Origin of the sequence: Microcoleus asticus IPMA8 (assembly GCF_013179805.1) — a bacterium.
In the GTDB taxonomy this organism is placed as follows: domain Bacteria; phylum Cyanobacteriota; class Cyanobacteriia; order Cyanobacteriales; family Microcoleaceae; genus Microcoleus; species Microcoleus asticus.
Genome location: NZ_SRRZ01000016.1, coordinates 61,628 through 81,371 on the forward strand (window position 1 = coordinate 61,628; position 19,744 = coordinate 81,371).

Here is a 19,744-nt window from a genome sequence, read left to right on the forward strand (position 1 = left end):
TGTCTTAATTATGGCTAAATCTACACTGATGGCAATGCTGCGCCGCGCTGCGACTATTGCCCAGAAATCCAGGGAAACGGGCATTCCGGCTGATGAACTGCTGGGGATGCTGACCGATCGCACTCTCAATTCTCCCATATCTCGGCGCCGCTTGCTGCACGGGGGCTTAGCTGCTGCGGGGGCTGTCGCTGCTGCGACTTTTACCAGGGAGGGAGGGGGAGCTTTTGCTCAACAGGGCGGACGATCGCCGATTTTGGTTGTGGGTGCGGGAATTGCTGGTTTGACGGCGGCTTATCGCTTGCGTCAAGCGGGCGTGCGCGCCGATATAATCGAGGCAACTAACCGCGTGGGGGGGCGGATTCGCACTATTCCCAAGGCGGCTGGAACGCTGATTCCGGCGGAGTTGGGGGGAGAATATATTGACACCGGTCATACTAATTTAATCTCGCTGGCGACGGAATTGGGTTTGCGGGCGATCGACTTAGCCCAAGTGCAGAGTGGATTGGTCAAGGATACTTTTTTCTTCCAAAGGCGCCGCTTTTCTCTTGAGCAATTAATCGCAGATTTTGCGCCCCTAGCAACTAAAATTAATGAAGATGTGGAGGCTATTGGAGATAACATTAGCTATCAAGATTTTACGGAAACAGCGGAAAGATTAGACAATCTTTCGATCGCTGAATATCTAGACCAAGCTGATACTAGCACGATTGTCCGGCAGTTACTCCGCATTGCTTACACGGTGGAATACGGTCGAGATCCCGAGGAACAGTCGGCGTTAAATCTGCTGTTTTTAATCGGTTCTGAAGCTGGCAGTTTGGAATTGTACGGCAACAGCGATGAGCGTTATCAAATTGACGGCGGCAACAGTCAAATCATCAACAGTTTGGCGGGTCAATTGTCTGGTTCGCTCGAGGCGGGGACGGTTTTGGAAGCGATTACTCTTTTGCCGGATGGCCGCTATCGGGTGAGTTTGCGATCGGGACAAAGCGCGTTCGAGCGCACTTACGAGCGAGTTTTGTTAACTTTGCCGTTCAGCACTCTGCGAGACGTTAGAATTAACGTACCTTTGCCCCAACCAAAGCGCAGGGCGATCGAGCAGTTGGGTTACGGTACTAATTCTAGGTTAATTACTGGCTACCGCAGCCGAATTTGGCGGGAACTTTATCGCTCGACTGCTTCTGTTTATACCGATTTAGAATTCCAGACTACCTCGGAAGCTACGCCTTTTGCCCCTACTCCTAACGGTTTGATAAGTACTTTGACAGGAGGAAAGCTGGGTTTGTCGATCGGTGCCGGAACTCCAGAAGACCAAGCACAAAGATTTTTGAACCAATTTGAAATAGTTTTTCCTGGAGTGAGAAATTTGCGATCGGGCAAAGCTGTGCGAGCTTATTGGCCGGGAGAACGCTTTTTCAAAGGTTCTTATGCCTGCTATTTAGTCGGACAGTGGACGCAAATGTACGGCGTTGAAGGCGAACGAGTTGGGAACTTATTTTTTGCCGGGGAACACACTTCGCTGGAAAATCAAGGTTACATGGAAGGCGGTTGCGAAACTGGACAAAGGGCGGCTGTTGAAATTTTGCAAGATTTGGGTTTGATAGCTCCTGCTGATGCTTTGAATGCTCGAACTGCGAGCAGTTTGAACAGTCGCCGTCCCAGCCGAAAAGTTCCCGGAGCGCGGAACCTTGGCAATAGAAAGCCGAGTATTAGATAATCTCGTAAGGTGCGCATCTAATTCTTGTGGGCCGTTGCTTCTAGCCCGCACATCTAATTCTTGTGGGGTGGGCTTCTAGCCCGCCCGAAAATTTAAATGACTCGTAAGGTGCACCATACATAGAGATATCCAAACGTAAAAATTATGTGAATTATCATGTACAACTTCTTGCCAAAAAACATGATTATTTTACCTTTAACAGTAGCTTTATCAAGTTTGCTAATCTCGCCGATCTCAGCTCGCCCTTTGCTTGCAGACTCTACAAATACAATTGCTCAAAACTTACCAATTGACGAGCCGTTTTGCTACATAAGAACCCCCGATGGAAAAACAGTAGACTTGGGCAAGTTGTGCGCCAAACAGCCAGCTTCTGGAACTTCCCAAACTTGCATTCCCGGTTCCAACATTTCTGCAAAAGTGTCAATTGCGGCGGCAAATTATGACGGCAACTTTTTCAGCGGTCAAGTGCTTAATCAAGGCTGTAAAATAATCAAGAATGTCAAAGTCAATTATGAAGTTTTGGACGAGTCAGGCAATTTAATTGACAACGGATTTATCGACGCTGAACCAGTTACTCTTGCACCCGGACAGTCAGCCGTCTTTCGGGGTGCAGTTGTCGCCGGGGCTAAGGTGCAGGCTACTCATGCAGACGGTCAGGAATGATTTTAGATTTTAGATTTTAGATTTTAGATTGAAGAATTGGACAATTAACCCCACGGATGAATCCGGGGGCTTTGTATCCCGGATGCTTTCGGTGAAGAATGATTGTTGAGATTTGTCCGATCGCTGATATCATATTCAGGCTCAGATATCTCTATGACTTACGCAGAGATCCCCCTAAATCCCCCTTAAAAAGGGGCACTTTGAATAATCATAATCTTGTGCCACCCTTACTAAGGGGGGTTAGGGGGGATCGAAGTTTGAATATTCTTGCAGAGATCCCCAAAAACAGAATTTGCGAGGGCAAAATATCTTGAAAACTCGATCGACATACTGGCAAATCTTACCCTACCTCCGTCCCCAAAAACAAACCATCGGTAAAGCATTAGCTTGTACCGTAGTATTTACCGTATTTTGGCCGATTATAGCGTGGCTGGTTGGCGAAACTGCCAAATTTATAGGCCAAGGAGATTTAAAAGGGTTTGCTGAAATTGCTGCACTCAGCGCCATTATATTTCTACTTCGCGGTACAGCCCAGTACGGTCAAGATACGCTGATGGCAAAAGCAGCTTTGACTATTGCTTTAGAAATCCGCAAAAAAGTCTACTCCCACCTGCAAAAACTCAATATCGGCTACTTTGAAACTGCCAAAACCGGAGACTTATCCTACCGCCTCACAGAAGATATTGACCGCATTGGCGAAGTCGTAAATAAATTTTTCCATCAGTTTATCCCTTGTGTTTTGCAGCTAATTGCCGTCCTGGGATATATGATTTATCTCAACTGGCAATTAACTCTAGGTGCATTAATTATTGCACCGCTGATGGCTATTTTAATTGGCTGGTTTGGTGAAAAACTCCTAAGTTACTCGCGGCAAAGTCAAAATCGCATCTCTGATTTATCCGCTTTGCTGACTGAAGTATTCAGCGGCATTCGTTTAATCAAAGCATTTGTGGCTGAAGACTACGAAATTGCCCGCTTTGCAGAAGAAGCAGAACAAAACCGCCGCGCTAAGTATTTGTCAGAACGAATAAAAGCACTTCAATTCGTTGTAGTTGGCTTTCTGGAAGCGATGAGCGTGATTTTGCTCTTTTTCCTGGGAGGTTGGCAAATTTCTCAAGGAAATCTCACAGGTACTCAATTTATAAGTTATATCGCAGGGGTGGCACTTTTAATTGACCCGATCGCTATCACAACTGCTAATTACGGGGATTTTAAGCAGGGAGAAGCTTCTAGCGATCGCATTTTTGAACTATTAGAAATTCAACCAACAGTAGTCGAAAAGCCTGGGGCAACTGAACTTCCCCATGTTACAGGCAAAGTCGAATACCGTAACATTAATTTTGCCTATAACTCAGAGACACCAATTCTGCAAAACATGAGTTTGTTGGTGCTTCCCGGAGAAATGATTGCTCTCGTGGGTGCATCCGGTGCGGGTAAAACTACTTTAGTAAACTTGCTACCCAGATTTTACGATCCGCAAGCGGGACAGATTTTAATTGACGGTATTGATATTCAAGATGTCACCTTAAATACTCTGCGGAGGCAAATCGGAATTGTACCGCAAGAAACGATTTTATTTTCGGGTACAATTGCTCAAAATATCGCTTTTGGGCGATCTTATTATGAACTGAATGATGTGCAAAAAGCTGCGGAGATTGCTAACGCTCATCAATTCATTAGTGAGTTTCCCGACGGCTATCAAACTTGGGTAGGAGAAAGGGGTGTAAACTTATCTGGGGGACAGAAACAAAGAATTGCGATCGCCCGTGCAGTTTTGCTTGATCCGAGAATATTGATTTTGGATGAAGCGACATCGGCGCTGGATTCGGAATCCGAAGGTTTAGTGCAAGAAGCGCTGGAAAGATTGATGCGCGATCGCACTGTGTTTATTATCGCGCACCGCTTGGCTACTGTGCGGAGAGCCGATCGCATTTTAGTTTTGGAAAAAGGCAGAATTGTGGAATCTGGGACGCACGAGGAGTTGCTGGAAAAGGGATCTCGATACGCAGGCTACTACGCTCAACAGTTTAGTCAGTAGGCTACGTTAGAAACCGGGTTTTTAGCCGTTTCTGCTGCTCTCAACCAAGTATTCTCGAAAAAAACCCGGTTTCTGACCACCCGTGGGTAAGTCCTGTTCAGGATACCTCTAGTAATAATGTCATTCTAAACCCTTTCTAGTCTCCACACAAAGCTGCTCCCTAACTAGCATAAAGTCGTCCGAGAACATCTTCAAACTATCAAAAAAAGTTTTCCAAGGATTTTCTTTGGAGAGCAGGATGTTTTCTGGTATGGTCACAAAAACTTCAACCTTTTCGCCCACAGATTCAGGCGGCACTTGAATTTCCAGTTTATTTCCTGCAAGAACTTTGGTTGTAATCCGTATTGCTGACTGCATATTTCCTCCTTGGCGATGATTAATTTTCAACAGCCCCTAAAGCTTTGAGCGTGGCTTTTTCAACTTCCGTTAAACCCGTAACACCCTTGATATTCATGTGTTCATAAGGTCTATCACTTTTCAGTATTTTGAAGCACTCACCCGTCTCAACATCCCAAAGTATAATTGTGCCATCCCGACTGCAAGCAGCAATAATTTGATCTTCTGAATTGAAGGCAACAGAGTTAATTCTACTGGTATGACCTTGCAAAATTTTGAGACATTCACCTGTACTGATATCCCATAATCTTACCGTTCCATCGACACTTCCACTAACAACTATTTCACTAGAAGAACTAAAGGCAACTGAACGTATCCAATCAGTATGCCCCTGTAAAATTTGAAGGCATTCACCGCTGCGGACATCCCATAGTCTTATTGTTCGATCGACACTTCCAGTGGCAAGTATTTCACCGTTATGGCTAAAGGCGATCCCGGGTGCCCAATTCGTATGCGCCTGCAAGATTTGGAGGCATTCACCAGTATGGATATCCCACAGCCTCACCGTTCCGTCAAAACCTGCACTGGCAAATATGTCGCCCAAAGGACTGAAAGCAGCCGAGTGTACAGAATTGTTATGCCCGTCCAACGTTTTGAGGCATTCGCCAGTACCGATATCCCACAGCCTCACCGTTTGGTCATAACCTGCACTCGCAAGTATTTCACCATTTGAACTGAAGGCGATCGATCGTGTTTCATTGCCAAATTCTGGCAAAGTATGGAGGCATTCACCACTGCGAATATCCCACAGTTTCAGTGTTTGGTCGTAACTAGCGCTGGCAAGTATTTCACCCGAAGGATTGAAGGCAACTAAGTTTACCCGATCAAGGTGTCCGCGCAAGATTTGGGGGCATTCACCACTGCTGATATCCCACAGCTTGACTGTTTGCGCGTCATCGCCGCTGGCTAGCATTTCACCGTTAGGACTGAAGGCGATCGACCTTACTTGATTGCTATGCCCTTGCAGTGTATTCAAGCATTCACCGCTGTTGATATCCCACAGCTTCAGCGTTTTATCGTAACTGCCGCTAACAAGTATTTCACCCCCAGGATGGAAGGCGATTGACCCTACTCGATCGTTATGCCCTTGCAAAGTATTCAAGCATTCACCGCTGTTGATATCCCACAGTTTTGCTGTGCGATCGTGACTGCCACTTGCAAGTATTTCGCCATTTGGGCTAAAGGCGATCGACTTTATTTGATCGAAATGTCCCTCCAAAGTTTTGAGACATTCACCGCTACCAATATTCCACAGCTTCACTGTTTTGTCGCCGCTTCCACTAGCAAGTATTTCACCAGCAGAATTGAAAGCAACTGAAAACACGTTTTTAGTATGACCGTGCAAAGTTTTGACACATTCACCAGTACCGATCTTCCACAGCCTCACTGTTTCGTCACCGCTTCCACTGGCAAGCATCTCACCTGCAGGATGGAAAGCAACTGAACATACAACTTTAGTATGGTCTTGCAAAATTTTGAGGCATTCACCCGTGCGGATATCCCATAACCTTATCGTGCGATCGTAACTCCCGCTAGCGAGTATATTTCCATCTGGATTGAAGGTGACTGACATTACTGATTCGGTATGTCCCTGCAAAACTTTTAAACATTCACCAGTTTTGACATCCCATAACTCGATCGTTTTGTCATAACTGGCGCTAGCAAGTATTTTGCCGTCAGGACTGAAGGCGACTGACTCCACCACGTTGGTATGTCCTTTACAGGTCAATATTTCTCTGCAACTGCTAGCTTCCCACAAGCGAACTATGCCATCAGTATCACCTGTAGCTAACAGTTTCCCATCAGGGCTAAATATGACCGATCGCACGCTGCTGAAGATTTTAGTAAAATCAGAATTAGCCAAATTAGCTTCAGCAAAGTTGACGCGACGCAGCGTCGCAATTGTCAAATCAGCACCTAAAATAACCGCACGAGAAAGGTCTTTTGTTTCTAACGCAGTGCGATCGATTTTCACCAACAGCGTCGCCGCATTCCCTCCCACATAACCTACCTCAATTTCAGTTTTTCCCCGCGTTGCTTCCAGAATTTCCAATAATTCCTCCGTAGCTGCCCCTACATCGAGGCAGGACCGGCACGAGGGTACAGCCCCTACCATTGGTAACAACAAATCCATCACTGCTTTTGTCACCGGTGCGTGTCCGAAACTCTGACGGAGTTGCCCTAAATCTTCAGCAACAAATCCCTTCAAAGCTGCGATAAGTTCACCCTTATTTCTCTTCTCGGCCTGAAGCCGACAATAATTTGACCAAGTGTACGATTGAGGGGCTGCATCAGGATTTAGACAAGACTGTTCAGGCGCAACTAATTCGGTAAAATCTGCCGCCAAAACTCCCAATTCTGCTGCAAATTTATAAGCGACAAAAAACTCTAATAACGAACGGTGCGCCGGAGTGTAATCGCCATCTGCATTGCGGATTAGCATCGTTTGACCCATCATGTCGTAATGCCAGTGGTCTAAGTCTTTTTCCTCCTGCACGACGGAACCAAACAGGCCTCGAATGCGATCGGGAAAACCTCGATAATTCAGGCTCATTTGGTCGGTAGACAGCATTTCCCAAGACAGTTCGCACAAAAAGTAAAGCTTATCTGCTACAGAAGTAAAAGTACGTTCTGCTTTGATATCTCTCTCTATCTTCCGCCGCACCGCATACAGATAGATCCGCGACATATCGACTGGTTTTCCAGCTTCAATATCGGGCAATGCTTCCAAAATTAACTCGGTCATCACCGGGCGACGCGCTAAATCCAATAGTTGCGGGTTTCCCATGACTTTTTCAACTGTCGCCGCTTCTGTTTGAAATGACAGCGCTTGCCTAATTTGCTCGTCGTTAAATTTCTCTAATTCTAAGACTTCAAATTGGGGAGTTTCGCCTGTTAAAATGGTTGTTGATGCTTGCAGTTCTGCATTGAACAATGCCCGTCCTTCCTTGCCTTCAGGAAAGTGTTCGGTACGGCAAGTGAGGATGACTTTTGCGCCGGGAACGACGGCTTTTGCTAGTTCCCAGAAGTTGTTGATCGTTTCTTGCCGATCGCACTTAGCGGCCATTTCATCAAAACCATCGAAAATCAACAGAAATTTACCCATGCGATTTAGTTGTTCAAAAGCCGAATAACCCGCCAGAGGTATCTCGTGCTTGCGAAAGAAAAACTCGGAAAATAGCGACTCGACACTAACTGCTTTGGCGTAATCTCGCAAAGGAATTACTAACGGCAAACGCGGACGTTCTAAGCCGCGCTTTTGAGCATCTCGGTAGCGTTGTAGCGCCATCCAAGCATAGTGCATCGCAAACCAACTTTTCCCGGTTCCAAATTCTCCTAAAACTGAAATATGTTCTTTTACTGGGTCATCTAACCACAGGTCAAGATAACCTTCGATCCAGCCATCTCGATCGCCATAATGACTCACGCCTATCTTGCGGTGAGTATCGGGGTCGATTTCTTCTTTCGTACAAGCTAGCGGCACATATTTGGTATCAATTCCTCGGCTGGTAATTTCTGTTTCTAGCCAATCCAGATAAGCGGTAAAATCGGCATCTTGGTCGAGTAATTCATCAAACGTATAGCAAGCTAGATCGCGATTTTCGGCTTTCTTTACCTCATCCCGCGCTGCGCGACTGATGCGGCGGGCAGTGACTAACCAACCTTCATCGGTGCGCTGTTTTGCTACAGATTCGCGCAAGGCTGAGATGTCTCTGAGTCCCGCTTCTCCGGCAATTCCGCGCACTAAAATGCGATCGTACCGATTGCGTCTGACAGGAACATTGATAATCCATTCAAAATAGTTATCTTCCGAGATTTGATAGGTTTCAAACTTATAACTTAAGGTTTCAAACCAACCGCGAACTTGTTGCGATAAAATAAAAGCTTGAGACTTTTGAATATTCGTTGATGCTGCTGCGGGAAGTGCCAGATAATCTTCGGTTTCTAAGCGTGCAAATTCGGTGCGAATTCCTTCGATAGTGGGGAGGCGTTCGATGCGATCCATTACCATAGATAGGCGTTTTTGCAAAGAGGCGATCGCATTTCCCACCATCACATCTCCCAGCGTCCGCGTCCGCTTTGCTACTTCCATAAACACGGCTGCAAATGCCATGAATTCCCGTCTGGGGTCAATGCCTAAATCTCGAATTTCTTGGCCTAAAGCAGACTGGCTGAGATATTCTTCGCCTGCTTTCACCAGCATAGCTGGGCTGTCGGACTCGAAGGCTTTGCGAAATGCTTCTTTAATCTCTGGTTGCCGAAATAGTTCTAAAATCTGCTTGGGTTTCCCAGCGCCATACTCTACTAAAGTATAAACATAGACTCCCGCGAAATCGGCTGGCGGCGCGTCGGGTTCGATGTTGAATTTTTTTAATAATTTGATGACAGCTTCGTTGCGCTGAAGCTTGTCTTTGATGGAAGCGATGGGAATTGCAGTCACCAGACTGATAACTAAGTCGATACTAATTGGGATCATGGAGGTCTTCCTGTTTATCCGCGGTTGTAATGCTCAAATCTCAAATCGGTAGGCTGTGTCCCTGAAATGTGTTGCGGGCGATCGCAAACTGCTCTAATTTTATGTTAACCCATCAGCCAACTGTCGCGCACTGACAGTCCGAGATTCGCACAATCCGAGATTTGCCATATTCCGACAGTAATCTAACAGTCCGAGATTTGCCATATTCCGACAGGAATCTAACAATCCGAGATTTGCCATATTCCGATAGTCCGCCAGGGGTTGAAACCCCTGTCTCATAGCAAAAGTCCTCTAAAGAGGACTATGGAATCATATTTTATTTAGTAATTTGATTCGACCCAAATATTATCTTGATATGCACTAACATTATTTGCGAATTTTTTACCCACAAATAGGATAATTTTAAATAAATTATTCAGTCCTCTTAAGAGGACTTTCGCTATGAGGCGGGGGTTTCAACCCCTGCCGGACTGTCTGATTATGCGAATATTTTAACCACTGCCGGACTGTCGGATTGTGGGAATATTTTAACCACTGCCGGACTGTCTGATTGTGGAAATATTTTAACCACTGCAGCAGCGTGGGAATCTCCTAAAATATATTACCATTTTTTACTAAATATGACCACTATAATAGCGAGAAAAAACCGACATATATTGTAGTAATAATAGCTCTCAGATTCGTGGTCACATCATAGTTCTCAAAGTTAAAATATAGATAACTAACAAATAAATCTTGCTATCTATGAAAATACAATCTTCTGTCTTAGTCCACCTGGGATTTGGCAAATATGTACGCTCCGATCGAGTAACAGCAGTAATACCAATTGAAGAAGAACGGGGGCCCGGTCGCCGCACTTTCGTGCATATAGATGGCGAAGCAGACCCGATCGTTGCTTCGCGAGCCGAAGACACCATCATCCGCGACCTCGTGCAGGAACCGCGCGAAATAACTCAAGCTAGGCAGCAACAAGAAATCCTGCAAGATTTGCTGGCAGATTTGAGCAATGTTAACGTCACCGTGCGCCGCATCAGCCGCGATGAAGGTGGACTCGATCTCGAACGTTTGGAGCGCCGCATTCGCCAAATTTTAGACGCCTAAAAATGAAAGACCGCCCGGGCGGTCTTTCTTATTGTTTGTGTCGCTAAAAATTTTCATCTAAGGGTTTCAATGTAATTTCGATGTCCGCTAAACCGGTGAGTTTTTCCACCACGCGCTCTTCTTCAACTCGCGGTACAAAAATAGTTAAACCTCCCGGAACGCACTCAATAGAAACCGGAGTCATGCCGATGATTTCGCCGTCTACAACAACTTTTTGAGGCGGATCGGCACTAATTGTTACTTTTTTTGCCCGCAAATAACCGATGTCGTCGCGATCCGTAGCATTGCCGCTCAAAGCTGTTTGCAATAGATGATAAGAAGCTGCGATCGCCCCAGCTTTATTCTGAGGCGCCACCAGCGTCACGTCCAGCAAGCCGTCATCAAAAATAATCCCGGCAGGCCCTTGAGCTAAAATGGAAGTAGGCGGCGCTGCATTCGCCACTGTCACGGCGACAGCAGTAAGGCTGATAATTTTATCTTCGGTTTCGATTTCCGCTTCAAATCTTTCTAAATTGTTTAACTGTTTAATTCCCGACAGAATGTAAGCCAGCATTCCCCAGCGATTCTTCATGTCGCGATCGGCTAGTTCGACGGTTTCCGCCTCAAAACCCACTCCAGCTAACAAAACCATCGGCATTTCACCGTTGCAAATCGCCGCATCCACCACCCGCGTCAACCCTCCAAAAATAGTGGCGCAGGCGGTTTCAATTGTATTCGGAATGTCTAAAGCATTAGCAAAAGCATTCGCAGTTCCTCGCGAAATAATTCCTAAAGGAATATTTGTGCCCACAATCGCCCCAGCCACTGCGGATAATGTGCCGTCGCCCCCGGAAGCAATAATTGCCTCAACCCCCCTAGCAACTGCTTCGCGGGCGATTTGATCTGCGTCTAATTCTCGGGTTGTCAGCCGAATGTCTAAGTCAATAAAAGGCTCTAAAAGTTCCTGAATTCTAGCTAAGTCTTGGTCGGGGTCGCTGTTGCCGGCGACGGGATTGAAAATTAGACAGGCTGAACGTTTCATATTTGGTAATTGGTAATGGGTAATCGGTAATTGGTGATGGCTCATTGATAATATTATGTCCGTTCAATCGGCAACAATCAAATTGGTTTGTAGTGAGAACTTCAGTCCTCATAAAACTCGAGTGGCTGAAGTTCTCCCTACAAACCTAGAACGGTGCAGTATTTTTGCTAGAGGTTCAATTAAGACTTGACAAAAGTCCACTCTAAGACTTCGCGGGGAGCTTTGTGCAGCGCTTCCTTAATTTCCTGGTTGCTGTCGAACTTGACTTGATCCAAGTGGCACGCTTCGACGTTAACAGTAAACTTATCTTCTTCAAAAGGCCAAGGAGTTACAGTCACGAGTTCGTTGCTGTTCTGTACAATATCGTAGCGCTTACCGTCCGGGCCGACACTAATTTCTAAAGCTCGTTCTCCGGCGGGTAACTCGCGGCTGCAAAGAATTAATGATAGCCGATCGCACCACTGGAAAAAAGCATAAGCTGCCTTAGCATCTTTCTCGGAAACTTGCAACTCTTTGCGCCATTTTTTTTGATTTTCCAGTTGTTCGTCCAAAAACTCGTCGAGTTCCTTCGACTCTCCCCGCTTTCCTTCATTGAGAAAGCTCATGTGCATAGAAATCAGCATTGCTACCCAGCGACCGCGATATAGGGCATTCTGCGCCATGGCTTTAATTTTCGGCAGAGAGGTTTCCGTCTGCAAGGTAAAATCAAAGGGCGCGCCCGCTTCAGTCAAAATATTTTCTTCCCACTCTTTCTCCAAATCATCGTGATGCGAAATAGCCGCTATGGTTTCGTAGAGGCGAACCGGAGATTTCGAGCGCTTCCACTGTCCGCCAAGTTGCGCCGCGAGCAAAGCGTGGGCGCGGTGGTAAATAATTTCCCAGCCGGTAGGGGTTAAGTTAGCAATCATTGAATTTTTGTCCTGAATTAAGTTGATAGAGCATTCAGCTCTCGATCCCCCCTAACCCCTCTTAAAAAAGGGGGGAACCGGAATCGGTCAAAGTCCACCTTTTTAAGGGGGATCGAGACTTACAGAAAAACGAAAGTTAAATCACAAAAGGTTCGATCGAGATCTCGTGCCATTTTCCCTCAAATCGTTCGACAACCAAAGGTCGGATGCGGAACTTGGGAGGACACCCATCAAGAACATCAATCCGCAAACACGAATAAGGACGGCGTTTGTGGGAACCCTGACCGCTGCGGCCGACAAATAGCAAAGATTCCGCTATCCGCCGAGAGTCTTTTTGCGATCGCCCGCCCTCGCGCGCCGAGCGATAAGCTTCTGGACTTGACGCTTCCTGCAACACCGGCCCTTCCGGGCGCTGGCGGCGGAGACTGTGCCCGCTTCCCCCGCAGACAATCCAATTAATCCCAGAGTCGCCGTGTCCGGTATCCCCAGTCCGCAGGTATTCCAAACAGTGAGCGTGGCCCGTCAGCACCAAATCTACTAGCGGACGCCCCCGCGCCACCTCCCCAACTGCATCGGCCACCCCGTCGAGCACCTCGCGCAATCGCAACCTAACCGCCAAAGTTTGAGCTTGATTCCACTTTGTCGCCTCCGTCACGTAGGGGGGATGGTGCAGGTAAATTACCCGCCCCCGCACCTCGGAATCAGCCCAAGACGCAATCAGTCTTTTTTTCAGCCATTCGAGCTGTTCAACGTCTGTAGCTGTTTTGTCGGGGGACAGTTGTTTGTCAATATCCATCAGGATTTCGTCAACTTGCTCTAATTTGGCTGCCAAGTCGTCTAGCTGTTCGGCTTCCTCGGGAATTTGGGGGTTCAGCCGAGCGCAGATTTCGAGCATTGCCAATTTTTCTTGTTCCAACTTCTGCCGATCGAGTTCCAAATTCTGGCGGCGAATGTCGCCCTGTTTGGTTTTCGGGATCGGCAAGGGCTCGTTGAAGGTGTTGGAGTCGAGGGCGAAGAAGTCGATGCCGCCGCTGCGGAACGTGTAATAGCGGTTGGGTAAGCGGGTAAAGCGTCCGGGTTGATAGCGGAGGCAGCGGCCGGTGCTGGTGCTGGCGGTGTAGTGGGCGTCTAGGTGGCGATCGAGATCTCCCGGCATTTTGTGAGCTTTGAGGTAGTCGAGAAAGGCTTTAGCGTAGGTATTTCCGCGATCGGAACCGTGCCAGCCGACATCGAGATCCAACTTGGAACCCAACAGCCGGCGCAGCGGCAAAGCTGTCGCCGACAGAAGGCCGTAGACTATGGGCAAGTCGTAATAGTCGTGGTTTCCCGGTACGGGTAAAAACGGAAAGTTAAACACCATGCGATCGTGGGCAATCCGAGAGGGTTGCTCGCCGCCGACTATAAATTCTCGGTAGGGGCGAATAAAGTTTTGCAAGTAATATTCGCTGGAACCGACGAGATAAACGACATCGCCCGTGTGGAGGAGGAAACGGCAATTTTCGCGCTCCGAGAGCATCAGTTCGGCCACTTGTCGCTGGGGATTGTGGCCGCGGTGGTTGCCCGTGCCGCTGTCGCCTGCGACTAAAAACGAAAACTCTGGAGAGTCGGTGGTTGGAGATTCCAAAACCATCCGAGTTTGGTCGATTCCCCGATCGACGATCGACTGTTCTTGCCACCGCACCCGCTCTTTCATTTTGCGGATTTTGACTGTTATTCGCGGGTCGGACACGAATTTCAATTCACCTCTTCTCCCAAATTGCTGAGTTCCTAGTTAATCATAGTGTAGCGATCGGGCGAGTTTTTACCTCTCTCTAAAAGCTGAAAATCGACGCGCGGGTGGCCAGAAACCGGGTTTGGGACGAGAATACTTCGTTAAAACCGACAGCAACGGCCAAAAACCCGGTTTCTTTGTTTCTTTGGTTTGACGCGCAGGCAGTCAGAAACCGGGTGTTTTACGAAAATACTTCGTTACCACCGACAGCAACGGCCAAAAACCCGGTTTCTTTGGTTTAGATACGATCGCTCGTATCTAAACTCAAATAAGGGTTTGTACGAGGCGGTGCTGTTTGTTGCCGAAGACGAGGGAATCTATCAACGACGTGGAAGATAACACTAACAATGCAAGCCTTCTACACCGAACTCGAAAAACGCCTTTGGGAAGCAGCCGACGAACGAGCGGGCCAACTCTAAACTCAAGCCTTCGCAATATTCCCTCCCCGTTTTGGGGTTGGTTTTTCTCCTCTATGCTGACTATAAGTTTGCCCTGGTTTCCGGAGAAATAGCGGCCGGAAGCACCAGGCGGCGCACCGTGGGTAAGACAATTACCAGGCACTCTTGGGCGCTTTATTTGCCGGAAATTGCCCGCGCATGATTATTCGATCGATCGCCCGGAAGCAGAGAATATTGGCGGGGGGATTAATGCGGCGATGAAGGCGATCGCAGATGAAAATGAGCAACTGGGCGGCGGTTTACCTATAAATTATTACAGCTTGGAAAAACCGATTCTGCGGGAGTTGTTGAAAATCTTAAATCGAATTCCCAGACCAAATATTAATGAGGATGCGTTTAGGAAATTTTATCAGTATTTCCGGGGAATTTTGCTCAAAAAGAAGGGCCCAAAGGCGGAGAGTTTTTTACTCCAATTTCACTGGGAAAGCTGATTGTCGATTTAATAGAGCCGAATTGCGGGGGAATTTTAGACCCGGCTTGCGGTGCTGGGGGAATGCTGGTTTCGAGTGGCTCAATAAAAAATTGGGTTAAGAAAAAGGCATTACGAGACAGTAATTATCGCAATTTGCGGTTTGATTAGATTGAGAGTAGGAGCTTGAGTTTTACCTAGTTAATAGCTGACACAATTCTCAAAAAAACGAATAAATTAATCGATATTTATTCACCAGTTTTTAACTAAAATTGTTTCTAATCCTGATGCTGTCGTCAAATCAATGTGAAATCAAGCGGCTGTGCAAATTATGCACAATTGAGTTCCAGTAAGCCATTCAGCTTGTGCCCAGATGTCTGGTGTTTTTGCAAAATAGTTTTAAGGTTCTGGACTGGAGGGATTAAACCCCCTAATCCTTTCCTCCCCGCAACTATTGCCGACGAGTGTTCAGATTTTATTTGATAATCTCAATCAACACTCAAGGCATCGAACCACTGTAAAATCCGATTCCATGCCCACCACCGATCGCTATCAGCAAATTGATGCTGACAACGTTTACTACTGATATGCCCAACATGACCGCCGTAGGCTGTCACCACTAATTCTAAGGCAGGATTGTTCGCGCTAATGGCTTGCAACTCAGAGACAAGCACCGGGTCAAACATCGGATCGTCCGCTGCATAAAGGATGAAAGTGGGTTTTTTGAGGTGAGGCAAAATGTGTAGAGCGCTGCTAGCCTCATAGTATTCTTCCACAGAGGAGAAACCTAACCGCCCAATTACCAGTTCGCGGTCAAAGCCCCAAATGCTGTTGGCGCGTTCAATAGCGGCAGGATCGATCGCCCCTGGATGCGATGCGGCGATCTTTTTTGCTAGTTTTTTTAACTGTCGCGCGATCGCTTTTTCTAAAAATTTCCCCCACTCATCTTTAACTAGATAAGACAGAGAACGGTTCGAGTCCAAGCTGGGGCAAATCACCGCCGCGCCTGCTAGTTCTGACTCTTCGATCCCTAAGTCAGGCCCCCAATCTGCGATCGTCTGAGCTGATTTTACAGCCCACAAGGCTAATTGTCCGCCCAGGGAATAACCCGTGAACCAAAAAGGCGCGGGACATCCCATTTCTTTAGCAGCGGCAGCAATCCGAACGAAATCTTCGCCTTCGTATAGGCCATCAGAAGTCAGGGTGGGAGAAAGTTTGGCTGTTTTGCCGTGAGCTCGCCAGTCAAATAATACCACTGCACAGCCTTGGGCATAGGCTTTACGGCCTAGTAGCCTCAGAAACCATTGATTATCCAGATCGCCAGTAATGCCGTAAGTGCCGACAATGGTATATCGGGGATTTTCGGGGATGGCAACCCAGCCGAAAATCGGGACTCCACAGGCACCAGTAAAGATGTGTTCTCGGTAAGGGGGCTCTGGGTAAGGGATCGTCTTTTCCCAACCGCGACTAGCCCTTAATGCGGTGTACAACGTCATTAATATGCCGTTGTTGAGCAGCCAAGGTGGAGTATAGGCAATGGTCATAAGCGGATATCGGAAATGTCTGTCTCGTTGTTGGGATGATTTTACTTGACAGTTTGGCTATTCTAGCGACTAACCCTGAAAACTGCAATATTTTTTGAGTAAATGCACTCAAGGGCGAAGTCAAGCCAAAATAGTAAATAAACTCTATCTAAGCGAGGACAGACCTATCTACGGCAACCTTATAGGTTTAAAGAAAAACCAGATGGAGCAACTGGGAAAGCTTTACCGCCAGAGACTTCCAGGCGATAGCAAATCCGCACTCACAGCAAGGGCTATTCAGCTAAAACAGAAATCGGTTGGGGCTGGACTTGGCGAGGGCGATCGCTAACCCTCCCGACATAAAAAAATTCAAAACTCTTGTGGTATCGCTCTTCTGTCACAAAGCGTCCGAGTATAATAGACTAAAATCTCTCAAAGCTGATCTGGGTCTATGGTTAAGCCTCGCCAAGCTAATTCGACTTTGAAATTGATTGATGAGTATTGTAGCTATTACAGAAATCTGTTTCCAGAATTCAGAATCTGTGAAGCTTTTACCAACCTTCATGCTGATATAATTTCTGGCTCAAAGCCCAGTTTGCATCGGGTTACAAACACATCGAAACAGAGAAACTCAAAGGCATAATTAGCAGCCAACTAACCCAGATGCTACGCCTCAACAAAAGCCGAATGAATTACTTAGACAAGTTCCCGCAACTGATTGATGAATACAACAGCAGTTATCGCAATGTCGAGACATTATTTGCCGATTTGGTGGAGTTTGCCCAAGAACTCAACTTTGAGGATAAATGTGCAATATCCGAGAATTGGGCAGAGGAATAATTAGCGATTTCTGACTTATTAACCAACCCGATATTACTTTAACGAGAAAGAAAAGCACGAAATCAAGAAAGTAGCAAAGGAACTTTTATCAACCCTCAAGCAATAAAAATTAGTGTTAGATTGGCGCAGGCGACAGCAAACCAAGGCAGCAGTTAAAGTGGCGATCGAGGAAATTTTAGATCGGCTGCCCGAAAGCTACTCAACCGAAGCGTATCAGCGCAAATGTCAAGGGGTTTACCAGCACTTCTAGGAATGTTATTCTGAGGCTGGACGCAGCATTTACACCGCAGCAGCTTAAAGCTGAATTGCCAGCCACCCACCCACAGCTTTTGTCAAAAATTTATCAAAAATTTATCAAAAATTCATCAAGGCTTTACCAACTTTTTCTCAGGTTGACTGTAATTTATGATACCGATCACCCAAGTTGCCCGAATCTCCACAAATGCAGAATTTTTAATATTTAATTTCCCTATCTCCCTCTCTCTCCGTCTCCCTCTCTCCCCCTCCCCCCCTTTCCCTCTTTCCCTCCCCCCTCTCCCTCTTTTTCCCTAAAATTTGCAATTTTTGAGTGACGAATCATGGCAGGATAGCAGCGTGTTTTGATACCATGCAATCAAACGCAAGACAATCAGGGAATGCACTGGAGGTGCGTAAATGGAGCTTTTGGGAGAACAAAAACGGTGCTTGGATTGCTTGGTAAGCTCGATCGAGCAATTGGGAGGTCGAGTAGAGATTCCGATGCTGGAGGAGATAGCTGAGCTCATCATTCAAACGATGAGAGGGCCTTGGCGCTACTTTCACACGTCGGAACACATTTTTGAGGTCGGGGGGTCAGTCGATCCGATCGAGGTGCTGGCTGCGCTGTTTCACGACCTCGTGTACGTGCAAGTCGATCAGGGTGTCAGTTTCAATATTAGCAGCGCCCTTTCTCCTTTTGTCAAAGAGGTGCGATCGCAGTTAGTTATTAGAGATGAAACCGAACTGCCCAACGATGCGATGTATCACCTAGTGGCTTCAGTATTTGGGTTTATTCCCGGCAAGACTCTCTCTCCGTTTGCCGGCCAAAACGAATTTTTGAGTGCCGTTATTGCTGGCAAATGTTTGGAGGCTTTTTTGCCAGCTAGTACGATCGCCGAAATCGCCGCTTGCATCGAAGCTACTATTCCTTTTCGTCCGGTTGCGCCCAGCGGTTTGAGTGCGATCGAACTTTTGCACCAGCGTTTGGTAAGTGCGAACCGCGATTTTAAATTGGGATGGAGCGATGCCGAAACCGTAGAAATTGTCAAGCGATCGGTCAGGTTAGCAAATCGGGATGTAGAGAATTTTGCCTCTCCAAATTCCTCTAATTTCTTAGACAATACCTGGAACTTGATGCCAGAAACCAACCACGAATTGAGCAATGTCAATTCCTATACTGTTGGTGGATATCGCAGGTCTCTGCAAAAAATGGAAGGATTTTTGAACTTCCTCAAACCCGAACTGGTTTTCCAGCAGTTTATGCAAGAGCCGGACGATGAAACCTACGCTAACCTGATTGCCCGAACTAGAAAAAATATCGAAGTTGCTAAACTTTATCTAGGGATAAAGTTAATTACCATCGCTATTTTAGAAGCTCTTTCCTACCGTCTGGGGCGCGATATTCCGCTTTCAACTATGATGGGAGAATTGCGCACGCCAGGATTTAAAACCTCTGTTTTGGAGGACTACTTACCCAACAAACAGATAGCCTACCCCTTAGAAAGTCAGTTACAAAGAGAGGTTCTGAATTTGTTAGCAATAGGACGAAATCAAGAATCACCCTACGATATTAAAAACTCTCCCGTAGCTACGTTTATTATCAAATCTATCGGCTTTGCTGAAACAGAAAACTTTTTGAAGAAAGCTCAAGATTTTTTTGCAGGTCATATTTCTTCGGAAGAGTTTCTCTCTTACTGTTCTCCCGATGTAATCGACACCATCTCCTCCGGGGTGATGAAACTCTTTGACAGCAGGAAGATGGCTTTAGGGAAAGTTAAATTAGCTCACCAAACTCTTTCTTAAGAGAGGTTAGCACAATCTTAAAAAGTTCGCGATCGCAGAAACCTGGTTTATTGAGTTCAGCCACGATCTCCGGTTAGTGGGACTTAGACATTTTAAGGCCCCTTTAGGGGCTGAAGACCTGTCGATCGCGGGAAAGAGGTCGATGAGCTAAAAATGCCTGAAACCCTTGTAAATACTAGATTTATGCTTATTAGAGCTAAAAGTCTCTCTTTATCTAGGTTTGAAGCCATTTTCGCCTCAGTTTTTGTCTGAGTTCCGCTAATCTCGGTAAGCCCAGGCGCATCTAAATTTTACCTGGGGGGGTGACAACCCGCCCCAAACCCTGAGAGCGTAAAGATTTAACCCACTTGTGGTAAAAAAAGATAGGCAGCCGAATTCTTACAAG

At 46.6% G+C, this 19,744-nt stretch carries 17 protein-coding genes; 10 read left to right on the forward strand and 7 right to left on the reverse strand.

Annotated elements, in window-relative coordinates; genetic code table 11:
* The first annotated feature begins 10 nt into the window (after nt 1-10).
* From E5S67_RS06415 to E5S67_RS06425, 3 genes are all read left to right on the forward strand, one after another.
* On the forward strand, nt 11-1,714 hold the full coding sequence (locus tag E5S67_RS06415) for a flavin monoamine oxidase family protein (protein ID WP_172186237.1): 1,704 nt from the start codon (nt 11-13) through the stop codon (nt 1,712-1,714).
* A gap of 180 nt (nt 1,715-1,894) precedes the next feature.
* On the forward strand, nt 1,895-2,377 hold the full coding sequence (locus E5S67_RS06420; RefSeq protein ID WP_172186238.1) for an FxLYD domain-containing protein: 483 nt from the start codon (nt 1,895-1,897) through the stop codon (nt 2,375-2,377).
* A gap of 310 nt (nt 2,378-2,687) precedes the next feature.
* The gene (locus tag E5S67_RS06425) at nt 2,688-4,415 is read left to right on the forward strand and encodes an ABC transporter ATP-binding protein (protein ID WP_172186239.1); all 1,728 of its coding nucleotides are present in this window, start codon (nt 2,688-2,690) and stop codon (nt 4,413-4,415) included.
* Nucleotides 4,416-4,535: 120 nt separating this feature from the next.
* Here E5S67_RS06425 and E5S67_RS32275 read toward each other — a convergent pair whose 3' ends face one another.
* The 3 genes from E5S67_RS32275 to E5S67_RS06440 all read right to left on the reverse strand — a co-directional run bounded on the left by E5S67_RS32275 (nt 4,536) and on the right by E5S67_RS06440 (nt 9,567).
* Nucleotides 4,536-4,772 (reverse strand): antitoxin, encoded by a 237-nt coding sequence (locus tag E5S67_RS32275; RefSeq protein WP_216670230.1) that lies wholly within the window; start codon nt 4,770-4,772, stop codon nt 4,536-4,538.
* Nucleotides 4,773-4,791: 19 nt separating this feature from the next.
* Entirely contained in the window at nt 4,792-9,288 is a 4,497-nt protein-coding gene (locus tag E5S67_RS06435) for a WD40 domain-containing protein (RefSeq protein ID WP_172186240.1), read from the reverse strand.
* 99 nt (nt 9,289-9,387) lie between these two features.
* Nucleotides 9,388-9,567 (reverse strand): hypothetical protein, encoded by a 180-nt coding sequence (locus E5S67_RS06440; RefSeq protein ID WP_172186241.1) that lies wholly within the window; start codon nt 9,565-9,567, stop codon nt 9,388-9,390.
* Between the two features lie 465 nt (nt 9,568-10,032).
* Here E5S67_RS06440 and E5S67_RS06445 point away from each other — a divergent pair, with 465 nt between their 5' ends.
* Nucleotides 10,033-10,389 carry a hypothetical protein gene (locus E5S67_RS06445; protein ID WP_172186242.1) on the forward strand — a complete coding sequence of 119 codons (357 nt, stop codon included), beginning with the start codon at nt 10,033-10,035 and terminating at the stop codon, nt 10,387-10,389.
* 43 nt (nt 10,390-10,432) lie between these two features.
* On the opposite strand, the gene E5S67_RS06450 is transcribed toward E5S67_RS06445, so the two are convergent.
* The 3 genes from E5S67_RS06450 to E5S67_RS06460 form a co-directional block, all read right to left on the reverse strand.
* A complete protein-coding gene (locus tag E5S67_RS06450) occupies nt 10,433-11,410 on the reverse strand; it encodes a YegS/Rv2252/BmrU family lipid kinase (protein WP_172186243.1) in 978 nt (325 codons plus the stop codon).
* Between the two features lie 179 nt (nt 11,411-11,589).
* Nucleotides 11,590-12,318 carry a DUF3891 family protein gene (locus E5S67_RS06455; protein WP_172186244.1) on the reverse strand — a complete coding sequence of 243 codons (729 nt, stop codon included), beginning with the start codon at nt 12,316-12,318 and terminating at the stop codon, nt 11,590-11,592.
* Nucleotides 12,319-12,454: 136 nt separating this feature from the next.
* Nucleotides 12,455-14,047 carry a metallophosphoesterase family protein gene (locus E5S67_RS06460; RefSeq protein WP_339382758.1) on the reverse strand — a complete coding sequence of 531 codons (1,593 nt, stop codon included), beginning with the start codon at nt 14,045-14,047 and terminating at the stop codon, nt 12,455-12,457.
* Nucleotides 14,048-14,675: 628 nt separating this feature from the next.
* Between E5S67_RS06460 and E5S67_RS06465 the strand changes: the two genes are divergently transcribed.
* Together E5S67_RS06465 and E5S67_RS34660 are read left to right on the forward strand one after the other, a co-directional pair.
* A complete protein-coding gene (locus E5S67_RS06465; RefSeq protein WP_172186246.1) occupies nt 14,676-14,978 on the forward strand; it encodes a hypothetical protein in 303 nt (100 codons plus the stop codon).
* Complete coding sequence (locus tag E5S67_RS34660; RefSeq protein WP_246276646.1) at nt 14,966-15,127, forward strand: N-6 DNA methylase; 162 nt, start codon at nt 14,966-14,968, stop codon at nt 15,125-15,127. Before E5S67_RS06465 ends, E5S67_RS34660 begins: the two co-directional genes overlap by 13 nt.
* A gap of 317 nt (nt 15,128-15,444) precedes the next feature.
* On the opposite strand, the gene E5S67_RS06475 is transcribed toward E5S67_RS34660, so the two are convergent.
* The gene (locus E5S67_RS06475) at nt 15,445-16,500 is read right to left on the reverse strand and encodes a YheT family hydrolase (RefSeq protein ID WP_172186247.1); all 1,056 of its coding nucleotides are present in this window, start codon (nt 16,498-16,500) and stop codon (nt 15,445-15,447) included.
* 94 nt (nt 16,501-16,594) lie between these two features.
* Here E5S67_RS06475 and E5S67_RS06480 point away from each other — a divergent pair, with 94 nt between their 5' ends.
* The 4 genes from E5S67_RS06480 (at nt 16,595) to E5S67_RS06490 (ending at nt 19,359) form a co-directional block, all read left to right on the forward strand.
* Entirely contained in the window at nt 16,595-16,828 is a 234-nt protein-coding gene (locus E5S67_RS06480; RefSeq protein ID WP_172186248.1) for a hypothetical protein, read from the forward strand.
* 338 nt (nt 16,829-17,166) lie between these two features.
* Nucleotides 17,167-17,319, forward strand: a complete 153-nt coding sequence (locus E5S67_RS32280) for a hypothetical protein (protein WP_216670231.1) — start codon at nt 17,167-17,169, stop codon at nt 17,317-17,319.
* A 112-nt stretch (nt 17,320-17,431) separates the two neighbouring features.
* Nucleotides 17,432-17,569 (forward strand): hypothetical protein, encoded by a 138-nt coding sequence (locus E5S67_RS32285; RefSeq protein WP_216670233.1) that lies wholly within the window; start codon nt 17,432-17,434, stop codon nt 17,567-17,569.
* 404 nt (nt 17,570-17,973) lie between these two features.
* Nucleotides 17,974-19,359 carry a hypothetical protein gene (locus E5S67_RS06490; RefSeq protein ID WP_172186249.1) on the forward strand — a complete coding sequence of 462 codons (1,386 nt, stop codon included), beginning with the start codon at nt 17,974-17,976 and terminating at the stop codon, nt 19,357-19,359.
* The last annotated feature ends 385 nt before the right edge of the window (nt 19,360-19,744 follow it).